The organism is Pseudomonas sp. CFBP 13711, assembly GCF_014842265.1.
Classification (GTDB): Bacteria; Pseudomonadota; Gammaproteobacteria; order Pseudomonadales; family Pseudomonadaceae; genus Aquipseudomonas.
In genome coordinates this window covers 111,685-125,403 of sequence record NZ_JACYVI010000010.1, presented here as the reverse complement: position 1 = coordinate 125,403, position 13,719 = coordinate 111,685, and the positions used below count along the sequence as shown (strand labels likewise).

The 13,719-nt window shown below is 64.0% G+C and carries 11 protein-coding genes and 2 pseudogenes; 1 reads left to right on the top strand and 12 read right to left on the bottom strand.

Annotated features, from left to right (window positions below):
- Nucleotides 1-1,400: 1,400 nt before the first annotated feature.
- Nucleotides 1,401-2,780, bottom strand: a complete 1,380-nt coding sequence (locus IFT47_RS18965; protein WP_192173586.1) for an HD domain-containing phosphohydrolase — start codon at nucleotides 2,778-2,780, stop codon at nucleotides 1,401-1,403.
- Between the two features lie 337 nt (nucleotides 2,781-3,117).
- Between IFT47_RS18965 and IFT47_RS18960 the strand changes: the two are divergent.
- Nucleotides 3,118-4,026, top strand: a pseudogene (locus IFT47_RS18960) (ATP-binding protein); the annotation flags it as partial.
- A gap of 3 nt (nucleotides 4,027-4,029) precedes the next feature.
- Here IFT47_RS18960 and IFT47_RS18955 read toward each other — a convergent pair.
- From IFT47_RS18955 to IFT47_RS18905, 11 genes and pseudogenes are all read right to left on the bottom strand, one after another.
- Nucleotides 4,030-4,842, bottom strand: coding sequence for a DUF1206 domain-containing protein (locus IFT47_RS18955; protein ID WP_192173588.1), 813 nt, complete (start codon nucleotides 4,840-4,842; stop codon nucleotides 4,030-4,032).
- A gap of 243 nt (nucleotides 4,843-5,085) precedes the next feature.
- Nucleotides 5,086-6,045 (bottom strand): alpha/beta hydrolase, encoded by a 960-nt coding sequence (locus IFT47_RS18950; RefSeq protein ID WP_244655979.1) that lies wholly within the window; start codon nucleotides 6,043-6,045, stop codon nucleotides 5,086-5,088.
- A 73-nt stretch (nucleotides 6,046-6,118) separates the two neighbouring features.
- On the bottom strand, nucleotides 6,119-6,754 hold the full coding sequence (locus IFT47_RS18945; RefSeq protein ID WP_192173590.1) for a LysE family translocator: 636 nt from the start codon (nucleotides 6,752-6,754) through the stop codon (nucleotides 6,119-6,121).
- Nucleotides 6,755-6,988: 234 nt separating this feature from the next.
- A complete protein-coding gene (gene gspD, locus IFT47_RS18940) occupies nucleotides 6,989-9,328 on the bottom strand; it encodes a type II secretion system secretin GspD (RefSeq protein WP_192173591.1) in 2,340 nt (779 codons plus the stop codon).
- Nucleotides 9,325-9,840: a general secretion pathway protein GspN gene (locus IFT47_RS18935; protein WP_192173592.1), complete on the bottom strand. Its 516-nt coding sequence runs from the start codon at nucleotides 9,838-9,840 to the stop codon at nucleotides 9,325-9,327. The genes gspD and IFT47_RS18935 overlap by 4 nt, the downstream gene beginning before the upstream one ends.
- A 134-nt stretch (nucleotides 9,841-9,974) precedes the next feature.
- A pseudogene (gspM, locus tag IFT47_RS18930) lies at nucleotides 9,975-10,565 on the bottom strand (type II secretion system protein GspM); the annotation flags it as partial.
- Nucleotides 10,555-11,586, bottom strand: a complete 1,032-nt coding sequence (locus tag IFT47_RS18925) for a PilN domain-containing protein (RefSeq protein WP_192173594.1) — start codon at nucleotides 11,584-11,586, stop codon at nucleotides 10,555-10,557. The pseudogene gspM and the gene IFT47_RS18925, both read right to left, overlap by 11 nt.
- The gene (locus IFT47_RS18920; RefSeq protein ID WP_192173595.1) at nucleotides 11,583-12,311 is read right to left on the bottom strand and encodes a type II secretion system protein GspK; all 729 of its coding nucleotides are present in this window, start codon (nucleotides 12,309-12,311) and stop codon (nucleotides 11,583-11,585) included. The genes IFT47_RS18925 and IFT47_RS18920 overlap by 4 nt, the downstream gene beginning before the upstream one ends.
- Nucleotides 12,308-12,919, bottom strand: coding sequence for a prepilin-type N-terminal cleavage/methylation domain-containing protein (locus IFT47_RS18915; RefSeq protein ID WP_192173596.1), 612 nt, complete (start codon nucleotides 12,917-12,919; stop codon nucleotides 12,308-12,310). The genes IFT47_RS18920 and IFT47_RS18915 overlap by 4 nt, the downstream gene beginning before the upstream one ends.
- Nucleotides 12,916-13,284 (bottom strand): type II secretion system protein, encoded by a 369-nt coding sequence (locus tag IFT47_RS18910; RefSeq protein WP_192173597.1) that lies wholly within the window; start codon nucleotides 13,282-13,284, stop codon nucleotides 12,916-12,918. The genes IFT47_RS18915 and IFT47_RS18910 overlap by 4 nt, the downstream gene beginning before the upstream one ends.
- Nucleotides 13,281-13,718 (bottom strand): GspH/FimT family pseudopilin, encoded by a 438-nt coding sequence (locus IFT47_RS18905; RefSeq protein ID WP_192173598.1) that lies wholly within the window; start codon nucleotides 13,716-13,718, stop codon nucleotides 13,281-13,283. Before IFT47_RS18905 ends, IFT47_RS18910 begins: the two co-directional genes overlap by 4 nt.
- Between the last annotated feature and the right edge of the window lies 1 nt (nucleotide 13,719).

Here is a 13,719-nt window from a genome sequence, read left to right as displayed (position 1 = left end):
TCCCACTGAAGTTCAAGGTTTGAACACACCCGTCCGTTGGCGCCACTGTGCACCGGCTGGAAAGTCATCTAAATCGCGTGCAGGTATTCATCACAGTGCCTTAGTGGGCACCGCGTCATATAGATGACTTATTCATCAGATGACCAGATCTGATCAAGTGGTTCGGGTATTGCGTTATCCGGAGGTTAATCTCGCCAATATGAAAATACCGTGGGCGCTGCGTCAGTTTTCCGTGTGTGTTCTTCAGTACGCCATAGCCAGTCGCTACGGGGCTATCAGCTGAATGTGACGGTTGTTCGAGTATTGTTTTTGTTTCGGGTGACGTATTAACAAACGGGCTGTTATTTAATGTTCAGACAGCTTGGGTTCAGCATTTCGATAGTTGTCGACAGAGGGCTATAAACAGCCGAATTGGCCACTATTTTTTAACCGCTCCATTCAAGTTATTTGGCACTCGCGGATGCCCGTTCCGCTAAGTTAGCGCCCGGATACTTAATCGGAGCTGAACATGAAGCATGCTCGGGCGAGTCTGCAGGTCACCGCACTGGATGCATGCAGTGCTTTTTAGTGGGACCGGCTTCAGCCGGGAAGAGGCCCGTGCATTCACCCACAATTCTGCAGCGCGCCATCCGACGCCTTCCCGGCTGAAGCCGGTCCCACAATTTTGCGGCGCACGCGATACTTCCGGATGCACGCATGCTTGGTAGGACCGGCTTCAGCCGGGAAGAGGCCCGTGCATTCACTCTCAATCTTGCCGCGCGCCACCCGACGTTTTCCCGGCTAAAGCCGGTCCCACAATTTTGCGGCGCACGCGATACTTCTGAATGCACGCATGCTTGGTAGGACCGGCTTCAGCCGGGAAGGGGCCCGTGCATTCACCCACAATTTTGCAGCGCGCCACCCGACGCTTTCCCGGCTAAAGCCGGTCCCACAATTCGCGGCGCACGCGATACTTCTGAATGCACGCATGCTTGGTAGGACCGGCTTCAGCCGGGAAGAGGCCCGTGCGTTCACTCTCAATCTTGCAGCGCGCCACCTGACGCTTTCCCGGCTAAAGCCGGCCCCACAATTCGCGGCGCACGCGATACTTCTGAATGCACGCAATGCTTTTTAGTGGGACCGGCTTCAGCCGGGAAGGGGCCAGTGCATTCACCCTCAGTTTCGCAGCGCGCCACCTGACGCTTTCCCGGCTAAAGCCGGTCCCACAATTTTGCGGCGCAGGCGATACTTCTGGATGCACGCATGCTTGGTAGGACCGGCTTCAGCCGGGAAGAGGCCCGTGCATTCACCCTCAATTCTGCCGCGCGACACATGACGCCTTCCCGGCTAAAGCCAGTCCTACAACCGGGAAGAGGGCGGTTCAGGCGCCGTCGATTTCTGTGCATCGATTGCTCAGCGCATCAACCGACCTGAGTCCAGTGGGTTTTCGGCGGTTCTGACCCCGGAACGTGTTCGGGCAGGCGCACGAAAATGCTGTAGCGGGTCTTGTTTTCGATGGCCTCGAAGGCCGCCAGTTTGTCGATCAGCGCGGCGTTGACCACCTTGCCCGCGTTCAGCAGCAGCATGCCGTTGTCGGCGTTCAGGTTGCGCACCAGAATCATGCCCGGCACCAGCTCGCGGGTAGTCACGGCCTTGACGGTCGGGTCGTTGAGCACCGCATCGTCCAGGTACGCCGCGCAGGCTTTGGCGAAATCCTCGATCAGGCCGGGGTCGTAGAGCTTGCCGGCGTAGCGGCGGATGAACAGCAAGGCCTCGCCGCTGCTCAGGTGTCTTTCCAGAATCAGCCCGCGCTGCAGTTCGATGAAGTCCACGGCCAGCTTGAGCAGCCGTGCGCCGTAGGGAATCGCTTCACCCTTGAGGTGCGCCGGAAAGCCGCTGCCGTCCCAGCGCTCCTGGTGATGCAGAATCAGACTGGCAGCGTCCTGGATGGGTTCGAGGGTCATCAGCAACGATTCGCTCTGCCGCGGGTAACTGCGCCAGGTGTCGCGGTCGGCGTGGCTGACCATGTCCGACGGCGTGTTGATCAGCGCGTCACTCCAGCCGAGCTTGCCGATGTTGTACAGCGCGGCGGCCATGCACAGGTCGCGGCGGGTGGACTCGTCCAGATTGAGTTGGCTGCTGCACGCGTTAATCAGGTCGATGACGTCGCGATTGGTCTGCTTGTCCACGGGCAGGCGCTGATTGACCAGCATCGAAAACACCTCGGTGCCGGTGGCGTAACTGTGCTTGAGCTCGTCATAGGCCAGATCAAGCATGTCGGCGGTCTGCTGCAATTCGGCGGTGCGCGCCAGTACACGTTTTTCCAGGGTGGCGTTAAGGCTTTTCAGCTCATCGTTCTGCCGCTGGGTGAGCTGTTCAAGGCGCTGTCTTTCGCGTTCGGAAAACTGGAATGCCAGGGACTGACGCAGGGTCAGCACCAGCTCTTCGTCGGTCCAGGGCTTGGCGATGTAACGATGCACATGGCCCTGGTTGATGGCTTTGACGATGGTTTCAAGGTCGGCGTAGCCGGTCAGCAGGATACGCGTGGTGTCCGGGTACAGGCTGTAGACCCGCGCCAGCAGCGCCGCGCCGTCCATGCCCGGCATGCGCGCGTCGCTGACGATCAGATCAACCGGCTTTTCGGCCATGATCGCCAGGGCCTGTTCGCCGCTGGTGGCCAGCAGCAGGTCATAGGGCTGCTCGCGAAGCAGGCGGCGCAGGCTGTTCAGAATCGATTCTTCATCGTCCACCAGCAGGACGGTGGGGCGGTGCTGCAACGAAACACTGGTTGAGGCTTCCATGATTGACCCCCGTTCGTACCGACATCGTGCCCGTGCCTTGGCTGCCATCCTGACTGGCATCATCACCGACAAATACAGCTGGATGCCGCAAGGTTAGTCGAGATATGGCGAGACCTCGCGGCTTTTGCGCAATATAAATCGCCCCCTCAACTTCACCTTCGGCAGGCCGACACAAGGGCATGAGTCCACGGATTGAGGCGCTTGGTCGATCATGTTGCTCCTGCAGATATTCTCGATCATTTCCGTCTGCCTGCTGGTGCTGCTGGGTCGCTGGCTGCTGCACAGTTATCAGGTGATCAACCGGGTCAACGAGGACCTGCGGGCGGCCAACGAAGGATTGGAGCAGCGCGTCGAGGAGCGCACCCGGGAATTCAGGCAGGCCAGTCATGCGTTGCAGGTCGAGATCGACGAGCGCAAGCAGCTGGAGAGCCAGTTGATCGGCGCTGAAAAGCTCGCCTCACTGGGGCAGATGGCCGCCGGCATCGCTCACGAGATCAACAACCCCATCGGTTTCATCTCGTCGAACCTCGGCACCCTGGCGGTCTATTTCGGCAAGATCCAGGAAGTGCTTGAGGCCTACAAAGCGGCCGAGGATCAGCTCGGAGTGGCTGAGGTGCTTGAATCACTCAATGCCCTGAAAACGCGCCTGGACCTGGCCTTTGTCGAGGCGGAAATCCCGTTATTGATTCAGGAGTCGCGGGAGGGGGTGGCCCGCGCCGCGCAGATCATCAAGGACCTCAAGGACTTTTCCCGGGCCGACACCCACCCGCAATGGCAGTGGGCGAGCCTGCAGCGGGGTATCGATTCGACGCTGAACATCGCCGCCTATGCGGTCAAGTGCAAGGCGGACATCGTCAAACACTATGTGCCGTTGCCGGACATCGAATGCCTGCCGGCGCAGCTCAATCAAGTGATCATGAATCTGGTGGTGAACGCGGCCCAGGCGATTGGCCCGGAGCGCGGCACCATTACCTTGCGCAACGGCGTGCAGGGGGAAAGCGTGTGGCTTGAGATCAGCGACACCGGGAGCGGCATTGCCCCGGACGTGCTGCCGAAGATTTTCGACCCGTTCTTCACCACCAAACCGGTGGGCCAGGGCACCGGGCTGGGGCTGTCGCTGTCGTACGGGATTGTGCAAAAGCATCGCGGAACGATCAGCGTGCGCAGCGTGGAAGGGGTCGGCGCGACGTTCCGTATCGAGCTGCCGATTCAGCAGCCGCGCCCTGAAGAGGGCGCAGTGAACTGAAAGTCAGACGTGCGCCATTCCGGGCACGTCCATGTTGATCCGGCGCCAGGCGGCTTCGGCAAAGCTGTACACCGAAAACGCGATCAGCCCCAGCGCCATGACCATCAGCACCACGCCCCCGGCGGGCAGGTTTTGCAGGGCGTTGAGTGCGTCTTTCAGACCGGGCGGGTGCATCGCCTGATAGCTCGAACCGCTGATGGCGAGCAGCACGCCCATTTCGACAAACGCCACGCCGCGCGCGATCAGGCCGAAGCGGGACACCGGGGTCACGTATCTCATGACCTCTTCGTCGGCCTCGAAATACTTCTCGAACGAGGCTTTCCAGCCCTTGAAGAAATGCGCGATGCCGACGCCAAGGGGCACCAGCGCAACGAGGTAGACCACCAGGTTGGAGTGTTTCCACGACAGCAGGGTGGCGAGCAGGTCTTGGGTCTGACCGCCGCCACCGCCGGAACTGCGCAGGCCGTCGATCAGCAGGCCCAGGGCAAAGAACGCCAGCGCACCGTTGACCAGCCCACCCGCGAGCAGCCCGCCACGGATCACCAGGCCCTTGAATTCGCTGCCGTGATGGTCCACGTCCCGCGTCGCCTGCAATACCCGCCAGGCAGCAAACGCGAGCAGGCCCGCCACCACCAGCCCCACCAGAATGTGGCCGAACGGTTGGCTGAACAGGGCTTCGAGACTGCTGTGGCTGTCTTTGGGGCGTGACGAATCGCGGGCAGCCAGCAAAGCGAAAATGCCGATGATCAGGTACAGAACGCCGCGGGCGGCGTAGCCCGAACGGGCAAGCAGGACAAGGGTGTGATGCGGGGACATCGAAGGTTCTCCGGTTAAGCAATAGATGAGCAGACCCGGGAGCGCGCAAGGGGTTCGATCAGGTTGCTTTTTGCAGGACCGGCATCAGCGGGATCCCGATGGCTGCACGCGATGCTTTTTAGTGGGACCGGCTTTAGCCGGGAAGAGGCCGGTGTGCACGCCATCAATTTTGCGGTGTGGCCGCAGACGCCTTCCCGGCTAAAGCCGGTCCCACTAAAACCAAAGCGATCAACTCGCCGCAGATTAAATGCGCTGACGAATCCAGGCGCGGCTGTGCTCCAGCACGCGGTCGGCCATCATGGTCGGGAAATGGATGAAACCGTGGGGCGCGTCGGGCAACAGGTGCACTTCGACCCCGGCGGTTTTCGCCCAGCGATCCGCCATTTGCAGGGTGTCATCGCGCAGCGGGTCCAGTTCGCCGACCCACATCAATGCGGCCGGGAAACCGGATAGATCCCCATACAACGGCGACAGCGGCGGCGCCTGACGCTGGGCATCGCTGATGTCTGGCGTGAGCAAGCGCAGGGCGGCAACCATGCCCGGTCCGTCCAGCACCAGCGTGTCCTTGCCTGCCGCTCGCACGCTCGGCGTGCCGGTCAGGTCATAAACCCCGTAATAGAGCAGGGCGCCGCACACCCGCTTGAACATCTCGGGCCAGGCCTTGAGCTGCAGCAGGGTCGCCGCCGCCAGATGCCCGCCCGCCGATTCGCCGACAACGATCACCGGCAACCCGGCGAACTCCGGGCAACCGTTACCCAGCAGCCACCGCGCCGCGACCAGGCAGTCTTCCATCAGCCCTTCGACCGGCGTTGACACCGCCAGCCGATAATCGACCGAAACAACGGCCACATCGCACGCCCGCACCATGGCCATGTTCAGGTCGTCGTTCATCTGCGCGTTGCCGATCACCCAGCCGCCGCCATGAATGTCCAGCACCACGCCTTTGGCCTTGCCCTTGGGCCGGATGATCCGGACCGGCACGCGATGACCGTCGATAAACGCCGTGGTGCGTTCGGCGTGCAGGCCATGGCGGGCCAGCTTCGCCGCGCCATTGAGCTGACCGACGCGCAACAGCGACTGAATCAAAAGCGGGGTGAAGCGGTTGCGGATACGAAAGCGCGGCAGCCAGGCCAGCTTCTGGTTGAAGCGCCGTGCCTGCGCCAGTTCGTCGTCGGGAAAATGCAAACCGTCGTTGCTGTCCAATTGCGTGCTCTCTCTCGGGCTCATACCCGCCAGTGTTGGGTACTGTCTTGGTGTGCGCGGGCGGCTTAGAGTTTCACGGGCGCGAGTAAAGCAATTTCAGGCCCGCCGTGGCGTAAACCAGGGCGAGAGTGCCTTCGATCCAGCGGCGCGCCCTGCGGTAGGCACGGATCATCGGCGCGGTCGAAAACACCAGCGCGTAGCCACAGAAGATTGTCACGCTGAGCACCGCGCAACCGGCAAGGATGACCGCGACGGTTTGCGGCGTCGCTTGCGCACCCAACCCCAGCGTCATCGTCGCCACCCAGCCCAGCAGCGCCTTGGGATTGGTGAGGTGCATGAGCAGGCCGCGCTGGTAAAGGCGCCAGCCAGAAAGCGCCGGTGCGTCAGCGATCTCGCGTTCGACCTTTTCGGTGGAGGTTAGCGCGGAGCGGGCCGCTTTGAAGGCGAGAAACAGCAGGTAGGCGCCGCCGAGGATTTTCAGCAGCATGAGCGCTTCGGCGTATTGCGTGAGCACGGCGGAAACACCGGTGGCCGCCATCGAACCCCAGAAAAACGACCCGCTGATCACGCCTGCCGCCAGCATCAGCGCCGGGCGTCGGCCCCGGTGCATCGCCACGCCCATGATGCGCATGTTGCTCGGCCCCGGACTCGCCGCGCCGACGATGTAGGCCGTATAGACGAGCAGAAGGTGATGAAGATCGAAGGGCATGGGCCTTGGTCCTTTAAGGTCGCGATAAAAAGGTCGTTTGAAAACCTGTTTTACCACGGACCGGCGGATTGCCAAGCGCGCAATCACTTCTGTTGATCGTGCCCACGCTCTGCGTGGGCATGCCTCCCGTGACGCGCCGCGTCATCCCGCCCCCAGACCTTAAACAGCCTCCAACGAACGGACGCGGAGCGTCCGGGGCGGCATTCCCACGCGGAGCGTGGGACGATCAACAAACTACCGGCTGCCCATCGGCGGTGTCGGCTTGATCAGCTGCAACTGCTGGCGATAGTCATCGGTGACTTGCCGCGCCTGGCTGTTGCTGGTGATGACCCGTGGGGTGATCAGCACGACCAGTTCGGTGCGCTTCTTGCTCTTGCTGGTGTTGCCGAACAGCCAGCGCAGGCCGGGGATGCGGCCCAGGTACGGCACGGCGGACACGGTGTCGGCGTTGTCCTGTTTGATCAGGCCACCAAGCAACACGGTCTGACCACTCTGCACCGCCACCTGGGTCGACACCGAGCGGGTCGAGATCCGCGGGTTGCCGTTGGCGTCAGTCGACGTGTCATTGGCGTCGCTGACCTGCTGCTGGATGTCCATGTACACCAGGCCGCCCGGATTGATGCGCGGCACGACGTCGAGGATGACCCCGGTCTGCACGTATTCGACGCTGCTCAGGGTAGCGGTGGTGGCCGAGGTGTTGACCGTGGTCTGGCTGATCGGGATGTTGTCACCGACCTGAATCTGCGCCTGTTGATTGTTCATCACCACCAGCGACGGCGCCGACAGCACTTGCGTGCGGCCGCTCTGTTCCAGCGCGTGAAGGGCGATCTGCAGGTTATTGCTGACGAACGAATAAAACAGCGAATCGGTGGCGCCGAGCCCAGCACCGCCGCCGCCCAATGCGCCCTGACTGCCGGCAGTGTTCGCCACGGTGGTGCTGGTGGAATTGCCGGCCAGACGGCCGAGGTACCACTGCACGCCAAGGTCCAGCTCGCCGGTCAGGTTGACTTCAAGAATTCGCGTCTCGATCTGTACCTGCATCGGCGCGTTGTCCAGGCGCTTGATGGCGGATTCGATCTCCGCCCACTGGGCCGGACGCGTGCGGATCAGCAACTGGTTGCTGCTCTGCTGGGCGGTGATGCGGGTGCTGTCGTCCAGACGCTTGCTGGCGCCAGAGCCGCTGGCCGCGGCGTCCGAGGTGTCGCCCTGACCGCTGCTGTCGGCGCTGTCTTCGGACGTCTCGCCGTCCTGCTCTTCATCGCCTTGCTGAGTGCCGGTTTGCAAACCACCATTGGCGCCACCCATTCCTGAACCCATGCCGCCACCGATCCCGGAGGAGCTGCTGTTCAGGCCCTGACCGCTGCCGCTCAGGCCGCCGCTGCTGCCGGTGCCACTGCCGTTCAGCGAGGACAGCGAACGGGTGCGCAGACCCGGTGCGACCTTGGCCGCGCTGTCGTCCTTGATCTGGCCGTTGCCGTAGATCTGCCGCAGGTATTTGGCCAGGTCCGAGGCCTTCATGTTGCGCACGTCGTAGACGTACATCTGCGGCTCGTTGCCGCCGCCTTCGTCGATGGTGTGAATCCAGTCGCCGACTTCGCTCAGGTAACGCGGCTGGGAAGAAATCGCCACCACCGAGTTGGTCCGCTCGATCGGCAGAAACTTGACCATGCCCGCCAACGGCATACCGCTGTCCGGGCCGAACATCTTCTGCAGTTCGGGCATCAGCTCGCCGACGCTGGCGCGTTGCAGGCCATACACGGCGATGGACATTCCCTTGAGCCAGTCCACGTCGAAGGTGTCGATGGTGTCCTGGTAATTGGCCAGCTCATCCGGCGTACCGGCCAGGCTCAACACGTTGCGCGCCGGATCGACCAGCAGGAACGCGTTGTCACGGGCGAAAGGCTTGAGCAGCTTCTGCATTTCGGTGGCCGAGATAAAGCGCAGCGGGAACAGCCGCGCCGACAGCCCGGTGGACGGTCGCGCCACCGGCATCTCCGGCACCAGCTTGCCGGCAACGGCCTGATTGGCCGGGAGGATCACGTAACGGTCGCCCTGGCGGATCATCGCGTTGTCGGTCCACGACAGCAGCGTTTCCAGAATCGACAGCGCCTGCTGTTTGTTCACCGGCTGCGAGGTCGAGAAGCTGACGTCGCCTTTTACGCCCTGATTGATGCTGTAGTTCTCGTGCAGCAAATCGCCGAGCACGGTGTTGATCACCGCTTCGATGGGCTGATTGGCGAAGTTGAAGGTGATGTCACCGGCGGCTGCCTGCGCGCCTTTCCCACCCGCGCCCGTTTGGGCCGGGCCCGCACCGCGCACGAACGTCTGGTTGCCACGAATGATCTGCTGGCGCGCGGGCGCAGGCTTGGCGCCGGGGTTGTTCGGGCTCGGCGCCTCAACCGGATCGCTGACCGGGCCTCGCTGCGAGCCGGTGCCATTGAGTGCTTCCTGCATCAGGGCCGGATCGTTTTCGAAACGTTCCGGAGTGGACGCGCATCCGGCCAGGGCCACGGCGGTGGCCAGGCACAACAACGGGCTGCGCAGACGGGAAAACTCAGGGGTGCGATTGTTCATGGTGTGGGTACGTTTGGAAGGGTAATAGGGGGGACTTTCGACGGCGGCGGAAGGCGCAGCATGGGCAGACGCAGTTCCCGGGTCTGGCCCTGATGGCTGAAAGTGGCGTGTTGCGGCGTGACCGAATCCAGGGTCCAGCCGTTGTCCAGGGTGCTACCGACGGCCAGCTTCAGGCGGCGCTTCTGCGGCAACTGCAGCAGCACCCATTGCGAAGCGCCGTCGATGATCACGCCGCTCAGGCTGATGCCGTCCAGGGACGAGGCCTGGGATTTGCCGGTGACCAGATCAGGCTTTCGATCCGGGCTGAACATAGACTGCTGCCACGTCAGCGCAAGGGCCTGGGCCGGCAGCGCAGGCAATGCCGCAGGCCCGGCCGATGGTGTGGCTTCGCGCGCTTCGCCGGCCGGCAACCAGTCGATGTCCTGACCGGCGCCGGTGCTCAGGCTGACGGCAACGGCTGCGAGGGCAACCGTGGCCGCGCCAAGCGCTAGGGTAAGGGAGTCGAACTTCATGCGTCAGGCTCCTCGGACGGTGTCGGCGGTTCAGGTTGCTCATCCAGATCGGCTTGCTCGGCGGGATCAGGCTGCTGCCGGGATTCGGTCGCTGGCTCGGCGGCGGGGGCTTTGGACGGCAGCGCCTTATGCGGCGCGGCCTGCTGCAGATAACCGCGCAACAGCAGATGCACCTGCAAGCGTCCGGCGCCGCCAGTGGCGGGGGCCGTTGTGGCGCGGCGAATGCTCAGGTTGTCGATGAACAGAAACGGCTGGCCGTATTCCAGTTCGTGCAGCAAGCCCACCAGCGGCTCCATGGCGCAGTCCAGGGTCAGGCTGACTTTGACCTGACGATACGGCTCGGCACTGTCGCGCTCGGGGGTGATCGGCATGCGCTGGGTGACCTGGCAGCCGGGGCCCTGATCGGCGTGGGCCTTGACCAGATCCAGGCTGCGTTGCATCAGATCGGCGGCCACGGCGCTCGGGTCTTCGCCGGGTAACAGGCTGCTGCGGCTCGACGGGTCGCGGCGGGCCGCCTGCAATTGCTGCTCAAGGCTGTCGCGCTGGGCGAGGGCGCCGGCGTAGCGTTGTTCCTGTTGGCGCAGAGTGTCGGCCTGGTCCTGCAGGTCGCTCAACGGATCGAGAAACCAGCTTTGCACCAACAGCCACCAGGCCGCCCAAAGGAGCAGGGCCAGCGCGATGAGCGCGGCGCCGCGACGTTCACGGGGGGTCAGTTCACGGCGCATCGGCGGCCTCCTTGCGCAACTGGGCGCGCAGGGAAAAGCGCTCTTTGCCGGTCTGCGCGTCGGGCTGAATGATCCCCTGGAACTGCGCGTCGGTGAGGGTGCGGCAGTCTTTCATGCGGCTAATGAGGGCGCTGGCCTTGGCGCTCTGGCCGGTGATCGACACGCTGCCGCCGTCAGAGATTTCCAGCTGCTCGACCCACGTGTCAGCGCCCAGGCAACCGGTGAGGTCGGCGAGCACGCTGGAGGTGGTCGGCTGCGCGGCCTTTTGCTGGGCCAGGTAACGCGCGGCGCCCTGGGTGTTGATCAGTTCGCGGCGCAGGTTTTGCACGGCTTGCACCTGGCTGCGTTGCTCGTCGACGTGCTGTTGCATCGCTTCGACCTGCGCTGTGCGCGCATCCAGCCAGAGCACCATGCAGGTCAGCAGCAAGGCGCCGCAGACCACGGCGAGGAAACGCGGCAAGCGCGCGGAACCTGCAGATGCCGGCTTCAGCTCGGCCGGCAGCAGATCAACGTTGAGCCGTTCGCCCTTCGCGTTGCGCGCATCCACGGCATACAGCGGCAGGCCGCGTGCCTTGCAGGTGTCGATGACCGGCTGCAAACGCTCGCGCAGCACCGCCACCAGCAGCACCTGTGCGAGGGTTTTGCCCTTGGCGGTGACGCGCGCAACGTAATGCATATGCTCGCGGGGGTAGGGCGTGTATTTGTCCAGCTCGAAACCGACCACGCTGTGCAGGTCCCGCAGCGCCGCCAGCGGCAGTTGCAGCGGCTGCGCCAGGACCATGCCGGCGGGGAGCATCAGGATCAGCCGCTCGCCGGTTTCGTGGGCAATGTGCTCGGGCAAGGGCCAGTCAATCAGCCGCTCGCGCACCTGAGGCATCAGCCGTGCGCGAACGCCGGCCGGCAGCAGCGCCTGCAACTCCTCGAGCCAGGCCTGCCACAGATGCTGCGCCGGGCTGTCACGCCACTGACTGCGCACCCGGGCCTGCAAGGGCGCCAGCTGCTGTAAAAGTGATTGCTTCATTCTTGCCAACGCAGAACGCGATACGGTCGCGCTCCCTCCTTCGATGGGTTCAATAACAACGTGACGTTGAGCGTCGTGGTGTAACCGCCGGGCAATGTCGCCTGGCTTCGAATACTGACGACCGGCCCTGCGTCTTCGCTGGCAGGTCCCGCTTGCGGCAGACCCAGCGCCTGCCGCAGCCAGGGCGACGCCATGCGCGGATCCGGCGCGGTCAGGCCGCTCCATAACGTGACGTGCGGGCTGGCGCACTGGTACAGCGGCTGGCCGATGCCCGGCAGTTCCCGAACTTCCTCGACCATCCGCAGCGGCGCCCGGCCGCCGCCGCGACGTTGCTCCAGGCCCTGGGCCACTTGCCGGGCCAGGTCCGGACTCGCCCCGCACGCCACCAGCAGGCGGGCGAAGGATTCCGCCGGTGCCGCGTTGAGGTCCAGCTTGCCGGTCTCGCTGCCGAGACTCACTGCCAGCGCGGCCTCATCGAAACGCAATCCATGGGGCTGGTTGTCGGCTTTCCAGTGCCGTTGCGGGTCGCGGTCCAGTTGCGCCAGCACCGCCATGCCGATACCGGCTTCTGCGGCGAGTACCGCCTGGGTGTGCTGGCGTTGCCACAGGGCCTGACGGTTCTGCAGGTGCACCCAGCCCAGCAAACCGGCGAGCAGGGTACTGAGCAGCGCCAGCACCCACAACACCAGGAGCAGCGCGACGCCCTTTTGCCGACGGCCTGTCATAACGTGTGCGCCTCGCCGGACAAATCCAGGCGCAGATTGATGCTTTGCAGCGGCCACGGCACGGGACCGGCCAGTTGCGCGTCGATGCGCACGCTGACGGGCAGGCGTCCCGGCCATGGCCAGTGATCCAGCCACGCCGTGGATTCGCCGGTGGGCGACACACCGCGGTAACTCAGTTGCAGCGCGCGCACTTCATGCAACAACACCTGGGGTTCTTCGGCCGGCAGCAAGGCCTGACCGCGCAAGCGCTCCAGGCTGATCTGCAAACGCTGACCGGCCGCCAGCGTCACGCTGTGCCGGTACAAACCTCCGCCTAATGTGGCGGGCAGCGGCGCATAAAAGCTCATGGCCTGGGCGTCGCCCTCGAACACCGGCGCCTGACCGGGCTCGGCCCCGCCGGCCGCGAGGGGTAGGGCCTGACCGATGGCGCTGCGCAGGAAATTCTGTGTCGAACGTATTTCGTCCAGCCGCGTGCTGTAACGCTCGGCCTTGGCCATGGCGCGGTTGGCCCCGGTGATCGCCGCTCCGACCATGGTCAGCAGCACCCCGAGCAGGCTCAGCACCACCAGCACTTCGAGCAGCGTAAAACCCTGGCTTCGACGCGTCATTGCCCTGCACCCGAGTCAGCACTGCGCACTTGCAGGCTGCTGTAATGGGCGCGGCGCGCTCCGTCCCTCACTTCGAGATCCAGCCGCCATGCCGTCGCCGGGCTGTTGCCGCGGGGAAGCGCGCTGACGTCCATCTGCCAGTTCACGCCGCTCCACTTGCCCTCGGTCCGACCCGGCTGCAAGCGACCGGCGCTGGCTTCATCGATCAGCGAACGCGCGGCCAGGTTTAACCGGTCACTGCGTTGCGCCTGCTGCAGGGCCCGTGCGCTCTGCCCGAACGCCACCACCAGCACACTGCTGCACACCGCCAGCACAGCCAGGGCGGCGAGCATTTCCAGCAATGTGAAACCGCGCTGACGCCTCAATTGAGCGTGCGCAACTGAACGTTGCCGGTCAGCCAGTTGATGTCGACGCGCCAATGTTTGTCGCCCCGGGCCAGTAACAGATGGCCGCCGCTGGAACCGCCGTCCGGGTAGAACTCGAACGCCGGGCCGAGGCCGTCGGCGGTCTGCAGTTGCACCCGCATGTCGGTGGGCAGTTGCACCGGCTTCAGTTGCGGGCCTTGAAGCCGACCGTTGCGCAGATCAAAGCGCGTCTGCGCCGGTTGCCCGGTGACGATCGCCTGCACCCGCGCCGCCCGCAGCGATTGCACCACCTCGCTCAATGCCCGGCGTTCACTGGCCGCGTGCAAACCCCGACCCACGCCGAAGCTCACCAGCCCGACGCTGATGCCGATCAGAACGATCACCACCAGCAATTCGAACAGGGTGAAGCCGCGGGCGCGGGGCAGGGCGTGCATG

Coding starts and splice junctions, on each gene's coding strand:
- IFT47_RS18965 (WP_192173586.1), bottom strand. CDS start 2,780: ATGGAAGCCTCAACCAGTGTTTCGTTGCAGCACCGCCCCACCGTCCTG.
- IFT47_RS18955 (WP_192173588.1), bottom strand. CDS start 4,842: ATGTCCCCGCATCACACCCTTGTCCTGCTTGCCCGTTCGGGCTACGCC.
- IFT47_RS18945 (WP_192173590.1), bottom strand. CDS start 6,754: ATGCCCTTCGATCTTCATCACCTTCTGCTCGTCTATACGGCCTACATC.
- gspD (WP_192173591.1), bottom strand. CDS start 9,328: ATGAACAATCGCACCCCTGAGTTTTCCCGTCTGCGCAGCCCGTTGTTG.
- IFT47_RS18935 (WP_192173592.1), bottom strand. CDS start 9,840: ATGAAGTTCGACTCCCTTACCCTAGCGCTTGGCGCGGCCACGGTTGCC.
- IFT47_RS18925 (WP_192173594.1), bottom strand. CDS start 11,586: ATGAAGCAATCACTTTTACAGCAGCTGGCGCCCTTGCAGGCCCGGGTG.
- IFT47_RS18920 (WP_192173595.1), bottom strand. CDS start 12,311: ATGACAGGCCGTCGGCAAAAGGGCGTCGCGCTGCTCCTGGTGTTGTGG.
- IFT47_RS18915 (WP_192173596.1), bottom strand. CDS start 12,919: ATGACGCGTCGAAGCCAGGGTTTTACGCTGCTCGAAGTGCTGGTGGTG.
- IFT47_RS18905 (WP_192173598.1), bottom strand. CDS start 13,718: ATGCACGCCCTGCCCCGCGCCCGCGGCTTCACCCTGTTCGAATTGCTG.